Raw genomic sequence first — 16,996 nt, 5'->3', positions numbered from 1 at the left:
GCACGTACGGTTCTTAGAGGGGCGGCACTTGGTAACAAGTGTCGTCTACTCGACATACCGTTAGACTAGATGATCATCCATATCTAAGTCAGCTCCTAGCTGATGGCGGTTACTTTACCGTGTTACAAAAAGACTACAAGAGTGCGACTTCACACTTTTGTACACAAATCGATCACACATTGATAAATCAGACATAAACACAAAACGCATTAATAAAACCAATACAAAAGAAAACGCCCCGACCATTACTGATCGGGGCGTCTCTTCAATCTCGCTCGAACGTACATTCCTTTACTCTGGCTAAGAGCAAGAAACCGACAAATTAGTGTAAACCACCAACGTACTTCGATAAGGTATCAATATCAGCGTCTGTTAACTTTTTAGCTACATCACGCATCATCGCATTCATGTCGTTATTACGGTCACCATCGCGGAATTTTTCAAGTTGAGCCTTGATGTAATCTGCGTGCTGACCTGAAATCTTAGGGAAACCAGAAAGTTCGGTACCATTACCACGAGGGCCATGACAAGCAATACACGCCGTTACGCCGCGTTCTGCGTTACCCGCTGTGTAAAGAACCTTACCTTCATCTACTACATTTTCAGGAGTAGAGTTACTAGAGATAGGTAGAGAGGCGTAGTATGCCGCTAGGTCAGCCATATCTTCTTCAGATAAAGGCATCGCCATTGCACCCATTACAGGTTCGTAACGACCTTGCTTACCACCACTTGTCATACCTAGCTTAAGCTCTTTTAACTGCTTCTCTAGATACTTCTCATGTTGACCAGCCAGCTTAGGGTACTGAGTGATCAGGCTGTTGCCGTCAGCACCGTGGCAGGCAACACATGTTTGTGATTTGGCTTTACCAGCTTCAATACTACCTTGAGCCCATACTGAGCAGCTGGCTAAAAGACTCAAAATTAGCGCTAATTTCTTCATGACATTCCATTATAATTATCAAGCTTCCAGTACCACTCTATGTTGCCACTCATGGTACAATAGGCGACCTTATGCCGAGCACGGTTATTTTACACAAATTCACAAAAAAGTAATCAATCGACTACACAAAGTCGAGATGGAGTTAACAGTGAGCGTAAAAATTCATTATCAAAACACGCATTTCATTACCAGTGCACCTGATATTCGTCATTTACCAGAAGACGAAGGGATCGAAATTGCGTTTGCAGGACGCTCCAATGCTGGTAAATCTAGCGCGCTAAATCGCGTTACAAACCAAAAAAGCTTGGCGAAAACCAGTAAAACACCCGGTCGAACTCAGCTAATCAACCTATTTAAGGTAACGGACGGTTGTCATATCGTCGATTTACCTGGATATGGCTTTGCTCAAGTACCACTTGAGATGAAGAAAAAATGGCAGAAGTCGCTAGGTGAATACCTACAACGACGTGAAAGCCTGAAAGGTTTAGTGGTATTGATGGATATCCGTCACCCAATGAAAGACCTTGACCAACAAATGATCTACTGGGCTATCGATAGCCGCATCCCAGTACAGGTTTTGTTAACAAAAGCAGACAAACTGAAAAGTGGTGCGCGTAAAGCACAGCTACTGAAAATCCGTAACGATGCAAAATCTTTCGGTGGTGATGTTGCGGTTGATGTCTTCTCTTCAATGAAGGGCATCGGCGTTGACCAACTGCGTGCCAAGATGGATGAGTGGTTTGCGCCTGCGCTTGCTGATCAAATCATTGATGAGTTAGCAGACGAAGAGCACAACGACTCAGAGTAGTTCCTCTACTTATCGCTATAGGTTAGAGCACTTACAACACGTGATTTAGCCTTATCAATGCCCCTCCTTATATAGGTGGGGTATTTTTTTGCCCAAAAATGAGTGAGTTAAGCCTAAGTTTTTAGTGTTAAAAATCGGATTTAGCCACTAAAACCAATAGAAGTGAACCATACTAAAAGACACATCTAAATAATCAGAACAATGAGAAAGGAATACTCATGTGGAAAACACCATTGGCCATCATTGCACTTATGTTGGTCTCACTGACAGGGTTTGCCTCTGAAGCAGAACAAGAACAAGCCCCACTGATCAATGTCGATATGACCTTAGACCTCGATGGCATGGAAAAGTACGCCCAAGATGCGAGTGAGTCTCTTGAGGTGATATCGCAATCTTTGCAAGCGATAGTCAACAACCCCAACCTAAGCGACGACCAGCAACAAGCCCTCAATCAAACGGTTGAAAGTATCAATAAGCTTGCGAGCTCCACCAAGACATCACTCAATCAACTGCCACAAGCCTTAGACCAATCTCGACTCGCCTTTAAACAAACCAGTCAAATGCTGTTGGATGACATTCAGACCAAGATCATCATTGCGCTGGCGGCCGTTATCGCCGTCATTATTATCGCTTTGACCGCTATCTATCTGCTTATCCTGAAACCCATGCAACAAACCTTGGTAAAAGCGACCAACAATATCTCTTCGATGGCACAATCCATCCAGATCACCGCCGAAGCACTGAAATACAGCACCGAGAAACAACAGAAAATCATGGATTACATTGAGCATTCACCGACTCAATACACTGATAAATAAGGCGTGATCCATCAATCCTTTATCGATAACTTGTAAAATAAAAGTTATTTCAAGTAATAAAACAATCGACTTAGAGACGGATTTAAATTACCAAAAGCTGATCGAATTTCAGATCTAAGGCAAATCAGGGGTTTATCACTGTGCTTGAGAAAGTGTAATAAAAGGCACTAAAAATGAGAGGTTTTACGGGGGAATGATAGGTTGGAAATATTTTTCTTTCGCACAAGAAAAAACGCCCCAGTCAAATACTGACTGGGGCGGCTGAATCAGCCTAATCCAATAACGTGAAACAAAAGGTCTGAAAGATAGAACATCTTACCTCTGTACCCTACGAGATTTAATGTACAACAATTGCTCAGAAATGAAAACAACTTTTGTAGTTTTTTTTCATGAATGTTTTATTAAAACACCTAAATTCTTATTACGACTTAACTTTATTTGAGACAAAAAAAAGCCAGTGTTTGTGCACTGGCTCATACTAATTTGCTTATTAAGGTCAAAAACTGATTAGTGGGCTTGATCCCAGTTGTCACCGTGGCCAGCTTCCGCGACAAGCGGCACTTCTAGCTCTGCAGCGGATTCCATCAATTCTTGTACTTTACTTTCAATTTCGGCTAAAGATGACTCTTCCACTTCAAACACCAATTCATCGTGTACCTGCATAAGCAGTTTCACACGACCATCGCCTTCCGCTTGAATCCACTCATCCACCAACAACATCGCTTTCTTAATGATGTCAGCCGCTGTGCCTTGCATTGGCGCGTTGATCGCCGCGCGTTCAGCAGCCTTACGACGCATGCCATTACGAGATTGAATCTCAGGAAGGTGCAGTCGACGACCGTAAATGGTTTCAACGAAGCCTTGCTCTGAAGCAGCACTGCGCGTGTCTTCCATATACTGCATTACGCCAGGGTAACGCTCGAAGTAAGTGTCCATGTAGTGCTGTGCTTCGCCACGAGGAATACCCAGTTGCTTAGCCAAGCCAAAGGCACTCATACCGTAGATAAGACCGAAGTTAACGGCTTTAGCACGACGACGTTGTTCCGTCGTTACATCCTCAATATTAACGCCGATGATCTCAGCAGCCGTTGCCGCGTGGATATCTTTGCCTTGTTGGAATGCTTCCAGAAGCGCTTTATCACCCGAAAGGTGCGCCATGATACGCAATTCAATTTGAGAGTAATCGACCGCTAGAATCTTCCAACCATGTTGTGCAACGAATGCTTGGCGGATACGACGGCCTTCTTCATTACGAATTGGGATGTTCTGCAGGTTTGGATCTGTTGAAGACAATCGACCCGTTGCTGTCACCGCTTGGTGATAAGACGTATGAACACGACCCGTTTCAGCGTTGATCATCTTCGGTAGTTTATCTGTGTAGGTCGACTTTAGTTTCGCAAGGCCACGATACTCAATGATCAGCTTAGGTAGCGGGTAATCAAGAGCCAACTCTTGCAGCACTTCTTCGTTGGTTGAAGGTGCACCTGATGGCGTTTTCTTGATAACAGGCAGACCCATTTTCTCAAACAGGATCGCTTGCAGCTGTTTTGGCGAGTTCATGTTGAACTCTTGCTCTGCAATCTCGTAGGCTTTCTGTTCTAGCTCATCCAATCGAACCGCAATCTCTTGCGATTGAGCGCCCAGCAACATGTCATCGATGAATACGCCGGTACGTTCAATGCGAGACATTACAGGGATCAGTGGTACTTCGATTTCTTCATAGATGGCTTTTAGCTTTTCATCTTGCTCAATGTTTTCCATCAAACGGTTATGAAGACGTAGTGTCACGTCAGCATCTTCTGCTGCGTATGGAGACGCTTCTCCCAGCTCAATCTGGTTGAAAGTAAGCTGTTTCTTACCTTTACCTGCGATTTGCTCAAATGAGATGCAGCTGTGCTGAAGGAAACGCAGCGCTAGGCTATCCATATCATGCTTGCCGCCAACGCTATTAAAAACATAAGACGCTAGCATGGTGTCGTGCTTGATGCCTTTCATCTCGATACCGTAGCGCGCTAAAACGCTCATATCGTACTTCAGGTTTTGACCGACTTTAGCCTGTGCGTCATCTTCAAGAATCGGCTTAAGCTGTTCAAGTACCCAATCACGGTCGAGTTGTTGAGGTGCATCTAGGTAATCATGGGCAACCGGTACGTAAGTGGCAACGCCTTCTTCGGTTGCGAATGATAGACCAACAAGGTTAGCCACCATGTAGTCCAAGCTATCCGTTTCAGTATCAAAAGCAAACACCTCTGACGCTTTCAGTTTCTCTAGCCACGCATTAAAAGAGGCTTCATCTAGGATGGTTTCGTAGTTGCTGCGATCAATCGTCACTGCAGAGGTGTTCATTTCTACAGTAGATGTAGTTGATGCCTCGCTGCTGCGCACTGCACCCGACTTCTCATCCGCCTCAACCACACCGCTGCCGCCTTCAAGTAGCTCGTTCAACCAAGATTTGAAGACCAGTTGACCGTATAGCTTAATCAGCTCATCCGTATTTGGTTGTGCTTTTACAAGCGACTCAGGTGTCTCTTCTAACTCGACGTCCAGTTTGATCGTTGCAAGCTCGTAAGACATCTCAGCGTTGTCTTTATTATCAATCAGCTTCTTAGCCATGGTTTTTGAACCACGGAAGCCAAGAGCGGCAATATCATCCAGGTTTTGATACAGCTTTTCGATGCTACCAATGCCTTGTAGTAGAGCAGTTGCTGTTTTGTCACCAACACCTGGAACGCCAGGAATGTTATCCACTTTATCGCCCATCAGTGCAAGGTAGTCGATAATCAGCTCAGGTGGGATGCCAAACTTCTCTATCACGCCTTCGCGATCCATAACCACGTTGGTCATGGTGTTGATCAAAGTAACGTTGTCATCAACCAGCTGCGCCATATCTTTATCGCCAGTACTGATCAAAACCGGCATGCCCGCTTTAGATGCTTGAGAAGCTAGCGTACCAATCACATCATCCGCTTCAACGCCTGGGATCGAGATAAGTGGTAGACCCATTGCGCGAATCACGTTGTGCAAAGGTTCGATCTGACAACGTAGATCATCCGGCATAGGTGGACGATTAGCCTTGTACTCTGGGTACATGTCATCACGGAACGTCTTTCCTTTTGCATCAAAAATAACCGCAATACGATCAGAAGCAAATTGACGCATCATGCTGCGCAGCATGTTAACTACACCGTAAACCGCGTTAGTCGGGATATCACCATTGCTCATGGTGCCAGGGTAAGCATGAAACGCGCGATATAGGTAAGAAGAGCCATCGATCAGAATCAATGGATTATCAGGAATACGAGCCATAATGTTTGTGTATCCAGTAATTACAGAAATTATCTGTTAAGAATGCCACGTCTGTTGGTTGGATTCCACGTTGTCGATCTGTATCCGTTCACTCGGTTGTGTTCGTTATAATCGATTTGTTGTTATTTTTTGTTCTTAGACGCAAGCGTTCTGTGGATAACTCTGTTTGTATTATTTATCCACCCTGTTGAGAACTACGGTGAACAACTCAAAAAACACCAATAAACAACTGAAAATAAAGAATAATTTTACAGATCGAACAGATGATCAACGATCTTTTCTCGATCTTGCGTTGTGGAAAAGAATGCTGATGGCGTTTTATTCATAAAAATACGTGCCACTAAATATGCATCTTGTTGAAATGGTAGGTATAAAAAAAAAGCGACACCCGAAGATGTCGCCTAGCAAAAACCGGTAAAGCCATTCAAATTGAATACCACAGCTTTACCTAAAAGCTATAAATTACACTGGAAGCAATGTGAGCAATGTCGTGTCAAAAAGAACTTAGTACAAGTTCGCGAGAATTCTGTTGGGTAACCAAGTAGATACTTGAGTACTTAACATCCTTGTGAACATTTCCTCATTCCCTAAGACGAAGTTAATAATAATAATTCTCATTTAATAGTCAACAATTAAATGATAATAAATCTCATTTGATTTATAAACCGTTAACAGCAGTGCTTAAATTTGCTTCAAAAAATGGATTCTATGGTCATTAATGTCTTCTTTTTCTTCAAATCTTTCGATTAGGTAACCGTTTCTCAATAACAGGCGCAACATTGCAGGGAACTGGTTACGAGACTTAACCTTTAACTGTCTGTAGCCCTGCTCTTTCGCCCACTGTTCCTGAACGTCTAATTGCGCCTGTGCAACGCCTTTGTTCCTCGCGAGCGGTGACACGCCACCAAACCAGCTGTAAAAAGTATCTTGATCCAATTCATAGCCGATCTTAAAGCCAAGCAACACGCCAGCTTCTTCAGCCACTAAGATAAGGCTCTTTTTCCCTGCCAGCCGCTCTGACAGAGAAGCGACACTCTCTTTTTTAGCGAACTCAGAGATCTGCTCGACCACAGACACCACTTCTTCTAAAGAACCTTCACGTACGACAACTGACATCTTATTCATCCTTATAAACGAAAGGGCTGGCACAATGGCCAACCCTTTACTGATCACTTAAGTGAGATCTACACGGTTACTTTTCTTTTAAATGCTCAGCAGCTTGTGCGTCATCTTCAGCAAGCCACTCTGCGACATCTTTAGCGAAGTAAGTAAGAATGCCATCAGCGCCAGCACGCTTAAAGCACAACAGTGATTCCATGACGGTTTCGCGCTCTTTCAGCCAGCCGTTTTGAATCGCCGCTTTGTGCATCGCGTATTCACCAGATACTTGGTAAGCAAACGTAGGCGCTTGCAGTTCGTGCTTAACACGACGAACAATATCAAGGTAAGGCATGCCTGGTTTCACCATCACCATGTCCGCACCTTCATTAAGATCCATCGCGACTTCATGAATCGCTTCATCGCTGTTGGCTGGATCCATCTGGTAGTTCTTCTTGTTACCACCTTTCAGGTTCGAAGCACTGCCAACTGCATCACGGAATGGGCCGTAGTAGCACGATGCATATTTTGCAGAGTACGCCATAATCTGAGTATGAATATGGCCCGCTTCTTCTAACGCTTCACGGATCTTACCAATGCGACCATCCATCATATCCGATGGGGCAACTACGTCAGCACCCGCTTCAGCGTGTGATAATGCTTGCTTGATCAAGACTTCAGTCGTCTCGTCATTCATCACGTAACCATCTTCATCGATGATGCCGTCTTGGCCGTGAGTGGTGAACGGGTCTAGTGCTACGTCAGTAATAACGCCAATGTTTGGCACATGCTCTTTTAGTAAACGTACAGCGCGCTGCACCAAACCTTCTGAGTTATGAGCTTCAGCTGCGCATAAACTTTTAGCATCTTGGTTCACGACTGGAAATAGAGCAATCGCAGGAACACCCAGCTTTGACAGGTAATCTGCTTCCTCAAGCATGTAGTCGATCGACAAGCGTTCAACACCTGGCATTGACTCGACAGGCTCGCGGCGGTCTTTACCCATCAGGATAAACATTGGGTAGATTAGATCATCCACAGACAATTGATTTTCTGCCATTAGGCGACGGCTAAAGTCGTGCTTACGCATACGGCGCATACGGCGACCTGGGAATTGACCTTGAATTGAAACAGACACTAGATTCTCCTTGCCTAGTCTAAGCACCGAAATACTTAGATATGAAAAGTGCTAAATACAGGCAAAAGCATATCACTGATGGCTCAGGACGCTAGCAGTAAAATATGAAACCCACTCAAAAATAGGGATAAATGGCAAAAAATGACCTTCTCCTCACACTGCCGTATACTCATGACAACTCAGTAAAGACCGCTTTCAGGACAAAACAATGATCGACACCCATGCTCATATTTACGCTAGCGAATTCGATGAAGACCGCGAACAAGTTGTGCAGCGCGCACTGGCTCAAGGGATTGATACCATTCTATTGCCGAACATCGATTTAGAATCTATCGAACCAATGTTAGCAACGGAAGCGCAGTTTCCTGATGTGTGCCGTTCAATGATGGGCTTACACCCTTGTTATGTGGATGCGAATATCGAGCAAACCCTCAAAACCATTCGAGCTTGGTTTGATAAGCATGACTTTATCGCCGTGGGTGAGATTGGTATCGACTTGTACTGGGATAAAACCTTCAAGGCTGAACAAGAGATGGCGTTTGTGACTCAACTGCAGTGGGCAAAAGAGCTTGATCTACCTGTGGTGATCCACACTCGTGATTCCATTGAAGAGACACTTGCCCTACTTCGTAAAGAACAAGATGGCAGCTTACGCGGGGTATTCCACTGCTTTGGTAGCAGCTTAGAGGAAGCTCAAGCGATCAACGAGCTAGGCTTTCATTTAGGTTTAGGCGGCGTTTCGACCTTTAAGAACTCTGGGATGGACAAGGTGATCCCACATCTCGATATGGATTACGTCATTCTAGAGACAGATTGCCCATACTTGGCACCAACACCGAATCGCGGTAAACGCAATGAACCAGCCTACACAGAATTAGTAGCAAAACGCATCGCCGAATTACGCGGAATTACCCTTGAAGAAGTCGAAAACATAACCACCAAAAATGCTAAGGCATTGTTTAATTTATGACAAATCTATTAATAAGTAATTATTACGGATTTTTCCTGAATTTATTTGAGAAAGCTAAGTGACATGTATAGTATCAACCACCTGTATATGGAGGTAGTTGATTATGTGTGACCATTCACAACACTTACAACGTCAACATCGAACCCTATGGCATAAAATTTTGGGCATCAAAGAGCTCTATATATGTCAGAACTGTGGCTATCAGTTAAAGATTCGATAAACAGACATAATAAAAAAGCGGCCCTAGGCCGCTTTTTTATTATGTGATTTTTACTGAAGCATTCCGAATCAAGATTCAGCTTCTTCCTCTTCATCCGCATCTGGCTTACGCGTATAAAAGCGTGCGAAAAACAGACCAATCTCAAACAGAATACACATTGGAATCGCCAACAGTGTTTGCGAGATCATATCTGGTGGTGTCAGCATCATACCGATGATGAAAGCACCCACCACAATGTAAGGACGCTTTTCAGACAGAGATTGAGGCGTTGTTGCCCCCGTCCAACACAACAAGATAATCGCAACAGGCACTTCAAAGGCAATACCAAAAGCAAAGAACAGCGCGAGTACAAAATCAAGATAGCTTGAGATGTCGGTTGCGAACTCTACTCCCCCTAATGATATGGCCGTAAAAAAGCCAAATACCAACGGGAATACAATAAAGTAAGCGAACGCCACACCACAGTAAAACAGCAATGAGCTTGAAGCCAATAGCGGCATGATCAAGCGTTTTTCATGCTTGTATAAACCCGGAGCAACAAAAGCCCACACCTGATACAAAATAAACGGAACCGCGAGGAATATAGACGCGATCAAGGTTAATTTCAGCGGTGTGAAAAATGGCGATGCAACATCGGTTGCGATCATCGTCGCCCCTTCCGGTAGACGATCTACCAAAGGTGCTGATACGAATTCATAAATATCATTAGCAAAATAAATTAGCCCGACAAATATCACTAGCACCGCGACAATCGCACGTAGTAGGCGATTACGTAGTTCTAGAAGGTGGCTAATTAAAGGCTGTGTCTGCTCAGTCGAAGACATGTCAAACCTCTTAAACAGGAAGATCGAAAAGGAGCCGCGCGTGTATCTATCCAGTTGAATTGGTATCCACTTGAATAGTTATTTACTTGAATAGATATCTATTTAAACATCTAGCGAATCAAGTATCCGGCGACTCCTCCTTGCGAGACTATTCGGCTTTCTTATCTGACGGTGCTGAAGCTTCACTGTTGACCTGAATGGTTTCAGATTCCACAGTTTCCATGACACTAGGTTTAGTCTCACTTGGCTTATCAGACTCAGGCTTAGCATACGGACGTTGAACCTCAGCAGCGGCCTGCTTGAGTTCATCGACTGACGCTTTAAGGTCTGGAGATAAATCTTCCATACCCATTTTTTCCGCCTTGCGTAGGTTTTCTTGCAGCTCTTGCACCTTAAGCTCATGAGAAAGTTCATCTTTCACACTGTTTGCCATGCTTTTCGCTTGTCCAACAAACTTGGAAATACTGCGAATCGCCACGGGCAAACGCTCAGGCCCTAAAACCACTAACCCAACGACAGATATTAATACCAGTTCCCAAAAACCGATATCAAACACGATTTACGCCTGCTCTTTGTCTTTCTTTGTTTCAGCAGTTGTTTCAGCGTGAGCTTCTGTCTTCTGCTGTTCAATATTCTTTGGTTCGAAGTCTGCATCTTTCTTATCTGCAGGCTTGTCTTCATCGCTCATCGCTTTTTTGAAGCCTTTAACCGCTGAACCTAAGTCACCACCCATACCGCGCAGTTTCTTTGTTCCGAATAGCAAAATTACAATTACAGCAATGATTAGAAGTTGCCAAATACTTATACCACCCATTGTCATTGTCCTCGGGTCTGTCTACACATAAAAATATTAAGAGAGTCTACTGTCTAACGACGGTAAGCTCGCCAACTAAGCAACCAAAATGTGACACCTGCGATGCCACAGCCCATAGATAGCTGCTCATAAGGGCTTGAAACTAATATTGCGGAGCATACGACTAAAGTGGCTCCAACGCCAAACAAAAACTTTCCAGTTGCTTGCTGACGCTTACTATCTCGGTAACCTTGATAAAGCTGATCCATTCTGTGGTTCATCGCTTTACCTTGGCGCAAGCTGTCATAAAGTAGCTCTGGCAGCTCTGGCAGTTTTTCTGCCCAGAATGGCGCGCGCTCTTTTACTGCGTTGATCACAGCTTGCGGCCCCACCTGATTCATCATCCAGGTTTCAAGGAAAGGCTTGGCGGTTGCCCACAAATCAAGTTGCGGATACAACTGACGACCTAGGCCTTCCACATACAACAAGGTCTTCTGTAGAAGTACCAACTGAGGCTGAACCTCCATGTTGAAACGTCTTGCTGTATTAAATAAGTTTAGCAACACATGGCCAAATGAGATCTCGCCAAGTGGTTTTGCAAAAATCGGCTCACACACCATACGAATCGCGAACTCGAAATCGTTAACGTTGGTGTCGTGTGGCACCCAACCCGAATCCACGTGCAGCTCTGCGACCTTACGGTAATCTCGATTGAAGAAGGCCAACAGGTTCTCTGCTAAATAACGCTTATCTTCGCTGTTGAGCGTGCCAACAATGCCACAATCCAAACCAATCCACTGAGGGTTATCCGGGTTTTCTGGATTAACGAATACGTTACCCGGGTGCATGTCGGCATGGAAAAAGCTGTCTCGGAATACTTGAGTGAAGAATACCGTCACACCACGTTCTGCCAACAATTTCATGTTGGTGCCGTTGGCGTTCAGAGTTTCAATATCGGAAACCTGAATACCATAGATTCGCTCTGATACCATCAGGGTTTCACTGCTTAAATCAGGGATAACCTCTGGGACATACAGCTCTTCGCTGCCTTCAAAATTACGTCGCAGCTGAATGGCATTGGCTGCCTCTCGGCGCAGGTCTAGTTCATCAATTAACGTTTTTTCGTACTCGTGAACGACCTCAACCGGTTTCAAACGACGTGCTTCAGGAAGCGACTTAGCGACTATACGCGCCATTCGGTGCATCAGTTTTAGATCTGCATCAATCACCGGGCGAATATCAGGGCGAATTACCTTCAGAACAATCTCGCGGCCGCTCTCTTTAAGCTTTGCCGTATGCACCTGAGCGATAGAAGCAGAGGCCAGAGGCTCGATATCAAAGTCGGTAAACCAGTTATCTAAACTGCCACCCAGTGCCTTTTCCATATCTTGCTTGGCCAATGCACCATCAAATGGAGCGACTTGGTCTTGCAATAACGCCAATTGATCAGCGATATGAGGAGGGAACAGATCACGACGTGTCGACATCATTTGACCAAACTTGATCCACACTGGCCCAAGTTCTTGCAGCGCAAGGCGTAAGCGATGACCCAACTCTTTATCTTGATGCTTGTTCTTAAGCCAAAACAGTGACTTTCGCGCCAGTAAAGGAGCTTTAGTCAAATGGTGCTCAGGCATCAATTCATCAAGGCCGTACTCTAACTGTACCTTGATAATATGATAAAGACGTTTCAGTTCTGTTGGGGTCATATTTTCTCCAACAGAGCGTTCAACTTAGCTTCAAGGCGAGCTACCGAGCTTTTTACGTCATCAACCTGATCGCAAAAATGCACCACTTCTAACGGAGCCGGTGCAATCTTCCACTCTTCTGTCAGAACCTGAGCAACATGGTTTTGATGCTTAGTTGCTTGCTTCGCCACAAAACCACCGACGTTTTTAACGCCTTGCACCAAGGTATGCGCAACCACATCACCCGTTACGCGCGATAACCACTCTTCCAAATCAGGCTTGCAGTCTGTCATCAGTTGAGCGAATTTCTGAGCCAGTTGAATATCACCTTCTAAGATCAGCTTATCTTGCTTGATCAGCTTGGTGATGTTCGATTGCTCACGCAGTTCAGGTAACACCGATAGGTTCAAAGATAGGTAGCAGTCAGGCTGCCCTTCGTATTCTGACAACACATCAATCTGTTGGCTGAAAACGAAAGTGAGTGTTTTATTCAACTCTTTCAAATTGACTTGAATGATCTGCCCCTTTAAACGAGACAAACGACGAACCAGTGCTGGATCATCGTTCACGAAAGTATTTAAAGAGGTTTCAATAACCGCGGTTACCAATGGATCAAATGGCATGACTGTCCTTACCTTTGAAAACGGATAAGCCTTAACCTATCCGTTCTGTCTTTATTCTTATTTTTAGCACGCCCTACGAGCCTGCTACCAAGTTCGACTAGAACTTGTAACCACGGTGCAGCGCAACAATGCCGCCCGTTAGGTTGAAGTATTTCGTATTTTCAAAACCCGCTTCTTGCATCATGCCTTCCAAGGTTTCTTGGTTAGGGTGCATGCGGATTGATTCTGCAAGGTAACGGTAGCTGTCTGCGTCGTTGGCAATCAGCTCACCCATTTTTGGCAACAGGTGGAAAGAGTAGGCATCGTAAACCTTTGATAGTGGCTCAAGCACTGGCTTAGAAAACTCAAGAACCAACAGACGGCCACCCGGCTTAAGTACGCGGTACATAGAACGCAGCGCTTGGTCTTTATCGGTTACGTTACGCAGACAGAAGCTGATCGTAATGCAATCGAAGTAGTTATCTGGGAATGGCAACTCTTCAGCGTTCGCTTGTACGTAGTGTACGTTGCCAACAATGCCGCTATCACGCAGCTTATCACGGCCAACATTCAGCATTGAGTTGTTGATATCAGCAAGAACCACGTGGCCTTTTTCACCAACGATACGCGAGAATTTCGCAGTAAGGTCGCCAGTACCACCACCAAGATCTAGGATACGCTGACCAGGGCGAACGCCACTGCAATCAATCGTGAATCGCTTCCACAAGCGGTGAACACCACCCGACATTAAGTCATTCATGATGTCGTATTTAGCGGCTACAGAGTGAAATACCTCTGCTACTTTCGCGACTTTTTCGTCTTTTGCGACTGTTTCGAAACCAAAGTGTGTGGTTTCTGACTCTACTGCTGAATTTGTCTGCACGCTTGTGTCCATAATGCTGTTATCTACCATGGTAAGTTCTCATCGACAGCGCTCTTTGTGTTTAGAGGCGCTGCGGCCGATTAGTTTACTTTATCCTCAGCAGGTTGTCTTTCTACTAAGGAGGCATTTTCTGAAAAAGCCTCATTTTGCGCCATTTCAGCCAAACCAATCGAGATCGGTTTCTTCACTTCAACACCCAATTGCTTGAAGCTTTCGGCCTGACGAATCACGTTGCCACGGCCTGTTACTAGCTTATTCATCGCACCTTGATAGCTTTGGTTGGCTCTATCTAACGAGCTACCAAGGCCTTCCATATCATCCACAAACAAGCGCAGTTTGTCGTAAAGCTTACTTGCACGCTCTGCGATGACTTGAGCGTTCTGGTTCTGTCTTTCATTACGCCACAGGTTATCAATGGTACGCAGTGCCACCAGCAAGGTCGTTGGGCTGACCAAGATGATATTTTGCTCCATCGCGTCTTTCACCAAGCTAGGGTCGGCTTGAATAGCGACTTGGAATGCTGGCTCAACCGGGATAAACATCAACACGTAATCCAAGCTTTGGATGCCTTTGAGCTGATGATAATCTTTCTGGCTCAAACCTTTGATGTGCGCTCTTAACGACACCAAGTGATCACGCAATGCAGCATCACGCTGCTGGTCGGTTTCGGCATTGAAGTAGCGTTCAAATGCCACCAACGCCATTTTGGAATCGACCACCACTTGCTTATCTTGTGGCAGATGCACAATCACATCCGGTTGATAACGCTTGCCCGCATCGTTTTGCAGGTTCACTTGCGTTTGGTATTCGTGGCCTTCGCGCAGTCCTGATTCAGCAAGCACGCGAGCCAGCACCACCTCGCCCCAGTTACCTTGTTGTTTGTTGTCACCCTTTAGCGCTTGAGTCAGGTTCACCGCTTCACGCGTCATACTCTCATTAAGACGCTGCAGGTTTTTAAGCTCATGCACCAAAGTATGACGCTCTTTGGCTTCTTGGCTGAAGCTGTCGTTCACTTGTTTCTTAAAGCCTTCCAACTGCTCTCTTAGTGGAGACAACAAACCTTCTAGGCTCTGCTTATTCTGCTGATCGACCTTGGCGGTTTTGGTTTCAAACAGTTGGTTCGCTAACAATTCAAACTGCTGCTTAAGTCGTGATTCAGCTTGCTCTAGCAACTGCAGCTTTTCGCTATTGGCGAGGTTTTCTTGGTCATGCCTTGCTTCTTGCTCGCGCAGCTCGGCTTCTAATTCAGACTTATGATCTTTAAGCACATTGATCTCATCAGCGTACTGCTGGCGCTCTTGCTTTACCGCCTCAAAGTAGCGCAGTTTTTCCATTGCAGCCATCACCTTACCGTGCGCCTGCTTGAGCTCGAATGCCGCTTTGTCTCGGTCATCATCTAACTCATCGAGCTCTTGTTGCGCCTCTGCGAGTGATGATTTGAGCTGAGCTTGCTGAGATTCATGCAACAAACGATCGGACTCTAGCTGCTGCTCGAGCAATCGCTGCTGAAAAGAGAGCTTCTGTTTAATCCACCAACCCACGACACCGCCGCTGACGAGCGCGCCAGAAATTGCAGCAATAAGCGTTGCCTGATGTTCGATAATCCATTGCATGATAATGATTTAGCCTAATTGGAAATAACTCATTAAATGGTATTTTGATACTGGATAAATGTCCAGTTTGCCGTATTAAAATTCGACAGATAGACTAGGCGCTCCGTATTCTGTCCCATCAAATTAGAATGAGTTGCCATGAACGAACGTCGTGCCTTGGGCTTTGGCCTTTCCGCAGTACTGCTGTGGTCAACGGTCGCTACTGCTTTTAAGCTGACCCTTGCTGAGTTTTCACCGATTCAAATGCTGACCATTGCCAGTATTGTGTCGTCGATTGCGCTGATCGCAGTCTGCGCCTTTCAAGGCAAGCTTTCTCAGCTGAGTACAACGTTCCTTTCAAACCCTTGGTATTACCTGCTGCTCGGCTTGGTTAACCCATTGGCTTATTACCTGATTCTATTCAAAGCCTACGACCTGCTGCCCGCTTCTCAAGCTCAAGCCATCAACTACAGCTGGGCTATCACGCTAACCTTAATGGCGGCGGTTTTTCTGGGGCAAAAGATTCGTAAACAAGACTGGATTGCTTGTACCTTCAGTTATGCGGGTGTGGTGGTCATTGCCACCAAAGGCGATGTGCTAGGAATGCAGTTCGATAGTCCACTTGGTGTGGCTCTGGCGCTACTTTCAACCTTGCTTTGGGCGGGATACTGGATTCTAAACACCAAAAACAAGGCTGACCCTGTGATTGGCGTATTGCTTGGTTTCTTAGTGGCATTGCCCTTCGCGATCGGTTTAACCATTTACGAAGGCGAGAGCTTTAGCCAAATCACAGCAAAAGGTTGGATGGCTGTGACTTACGTAGGCCTGTTTGAGATGGGCATTACCTTTGTCTTATGGCTATCAGCACTGAAGCTGACCAACAACACAGCGCGTATCAGCAATCTGATTTTTGCGTCACCGTTTATCTCGTTGATGCTACTTTCGACCATCATTGGTGAAGATATTCACCCAGCGACCCTGTTTGGCTTGGTACTTATCATTGCCGGCCTTGTTATCCAGCAGATCAAATGGGGAAAGAAGAAAAACAACCTCAGCCCTGAAAGTTAATGCCCAGAAAGATTAGGATTATCGCACTACGCGACTTCCCGAATTATCAACGATAACAAGCTTTGAATACAAAAATGGCGAGTCCTATGACTCGCCATTTTTATTTTAATTATTAAGCATCTACCTCTAGAGTCATGTTAGTTCCCTAATATTTCACTGAAGTCATTTTCAGCGAATAACCCCAACACCTCCGATATTCAAAAACACCACATCAAAAAGTTCGATATAGATTGCTATAAGTTTTACTA

The 16,996-nt window shown here is 45.1% G+C and carries 15 protein-coding genes; 4 read left to right on the top strand and 11 right to left on the bottom strand.

The annotated features are described in order from the left end of the window. Positions 1-322 precede the first annotated feature (322 nt). On the bottom strand, positions 323-940 hold the full coding sequence (locus tag ACED46_RS17320) for a cytochrome c (protein WP_012602993.1): 618 nt from the start codon (positions 938-940) through the stop codon (positions 323-325). Positions 941-1,088: 148 nt separating this feature from the next. Here ACED46_RS17320 and yihA point away from each other — a divergent pair, with 148 nt between their 5' ends. Together yihA and ACED46_RS17310 are read left to right on the top strand one after the other, a co-directional pair. Next, on the top strand, positions 1,089-1,748 hold the full coding sequence (gene yihA / locus ACED46_RS17315) for a ribosome biogenesis GTP-binding protein YihA/YsxC (RefSeq protein WP_017060162.1): 660 nt from the start codon (positions 1,089-1,091) through the stop codon (positions 1,746-1,748). A gap of 218 nt (positions 1,749-1,966) precedes the next feature. After that, positions 1,967-2,566 carry a GTP-binding protein gene (locus tag ACED46_RS17310; RefSeq protein WP_017060161.1) on the top strand — a complete coding sequence of 200 codons (600 nt, stop codon included), beginning with the start codon at positions 1,967-1,969 and terminating at the stop codon, positions 2,564-2,566. A 507-nt stretch (positions 2,567-3,073) separates the two neighbouring features. On the opposite strand, the gene polA is transcribed toward ACED46_RS17310, so the two are convergent. From polA to hemB, 3 genes are all read right to left on the bottom strand, one after another. Next, positions 3,074-5,872 (bottom strand): DNA polymerase I, encoded by a 2,799-nt coding sequence (gene polA / locus ACED46_RS17305; RefSeq protein WP_371722000.1) that lies wholly within the window; start codon positions 5,870-5,872, stop codon positions 3,074-3,076. Between the two features lie 681 nt (positions 5,873-6,553). Beyond that, positions 6,554-6,988 carry a GNAT family N-acetyltransferase gene (locus ACED46_RS17300; RefSeq protein WP_017063054.1) on the bottom strand — a complete coding sequence of 145 codons (435 nt, stop codon included), beginning with the start codon at positions 6,986-6,988 and terminating at the stop codon, positions 6,554-6,556. 76 nt (positions 6,989-7,064) lie between these two features. Then, positions 7,065-8,108, bottom strand: coding sequence for a porphobilinogen synthase (gene hemB / locus ACED46_RS17295; protein ID WP_371721999.1), 1,044 nt, complete (start codon positions 8,106-8,108; stop codon positions 7,065-7,067). 208 nt (positions 8,109-8,316) lie between these two features. On the opposite strand from hemB, the gene ACED46_RS17290 reads away from it, so the two are divergent. Continuing rightward, the gene (locus ACED46_RS17290) at positions 8,317-9,078 is read left to right on the top strand and encodes a TatD family hydrolase (RefSeq protein ID WP_017063053.1); all 762 of its coding nucleotides are present in this window, start codon (positions 8,317-8,319) and stop codon (positions 9,076-9,078) included. Between the two features lie 288 nt (positions 9,079-9,366). On the opposite strand, the gene tatC is transcribed toward ACED46_RS17290, so the two are convergent. From tatC to rmuC, 7 genes are all read right to left on the bottom strand, one after another. Next, on the bottom strand, positions 9,367-10,122 hold the full coding sequence (gene tatC / locus ACED46_RS17285; protein WP_017060156.1) for a twin-arginine translocase subunit TatC: 756 nt from the start codon (positions 10,120-10,122) through the stop codon (positions 9,367-9,369). Between the two features lie 148 nt (positions 10,123-10,270). After that, on the bottom strand, positions 10,271-10,678 hold the full coding sequence (gene tatB / locus ACED46_RS17280; RefSeq protein ID WP_017060155.1) for a Sec-independent protein translocase protein TatB: 408 nt from the start codon (positions 10,676-10,678) through the stop codon (positions 10,271-10,273). 3 nt (positions 10,679-10,681) lie between these two features. Next, the gene (tatA, locus tag ACED46_RS17275) at positions 10,682-10,936 is read right to left on the bottom strand and encodes a Sec-independent protein translocase subunit TatA (protein ID WP_017060154.1); all 255 of its coding nucleotides are present in this window, start codon (positions 10,934-10,936) and stop codon (positions 10,682-10,684) included. A 53-nt stretch (positions 10,937-10,989) separates the two neighbouring features. Further along, complete coding sequence (ubiB, locus tag ACED46_RS17270) at positions 10,990-12,624, bottom strand: ubiquinone biosynthesis regulatory protein kinase UbiB (RefSeq protein ID WP_017079346.1); 1,635 nt, start codon at positions 12,622-12,624, stop codon at positions 10,990-10,992. Further along, positions 12,621-13,226 carry an SCP2 domain-containing protein gene (locus tag ACED46_RS17265; RefSeq protein ID WP_019350537.1) on the bottom strand — a complete coding sequence of 202 codons (606 nt, stop codon included), beginning with the start codon at positions 13,224-13,226 and terminating at the stop codon, positions 12,621-12,623. Before ACED46_RS17265 ends, ubiB begins: the two co-directional genes overlap by 4 nt. 97 nt (positions 13,227-13,323) lie before the next feature. Beyond that, positions 13,324-14,103 carry a bifunctional demethylmenaquinone methyltransferase/2-methoxy-6-polyprenyl-1,4-benzoquinol methylase UbiE gene (ubiE, locus tag ACED46_RS17260; protein WP_026012235.1) on the bottom strand — a complete coding sequence of 260 codons (780 nt, stop codon included), beginning with the start codon at positions 14,101-14,103 and terminating at the stop codon, positions 13,324-13,326. A 65-nt stretch (positions 14,104-14,168) separates the two neighbouring features. Then, positions 14,169-15,701 (bottom strand): DNA recombination protein RmuC, encoded by a 1,533-nt coding sequence (gene rmuC / locus ACED46_RS17255; protein WP_371721998.1) that lies wholly within the window; start codon positions 15,699-15,701, stop codon positions 14,169-14,171. A 138-nt stretch (positions 15,702-15,839) separates the two neighbouring features. Between rmuC and ACED46_RS17250 the strand changes: the two genes are divergently transcribed. Beyond that, positions 15,840-16,748, top strand: a complete 909-nt coding sequence (locus ACED46_RS17250) for a DMT family transporter (RefSeq protein ID WP_136974894.1) — start codon at positions 15,840-15,842, stop codon at positions 16,746-16,748. Positions 16,749-16,996 lie beyond the last annotated feature (248 nt).

This window comes from Vibrio sp. 1S139 (assembly GCF_041439475.1).
Lineage (GTDB): Bacteria > Pseudomonadota > Gammaproteobacteria > Enterobacterales > Vibrionaceae > Vibrio > Vibrio crassostreae_C.
This window is presented reverse-complemented; position numbering and strand designations above follow the sequence as displayed.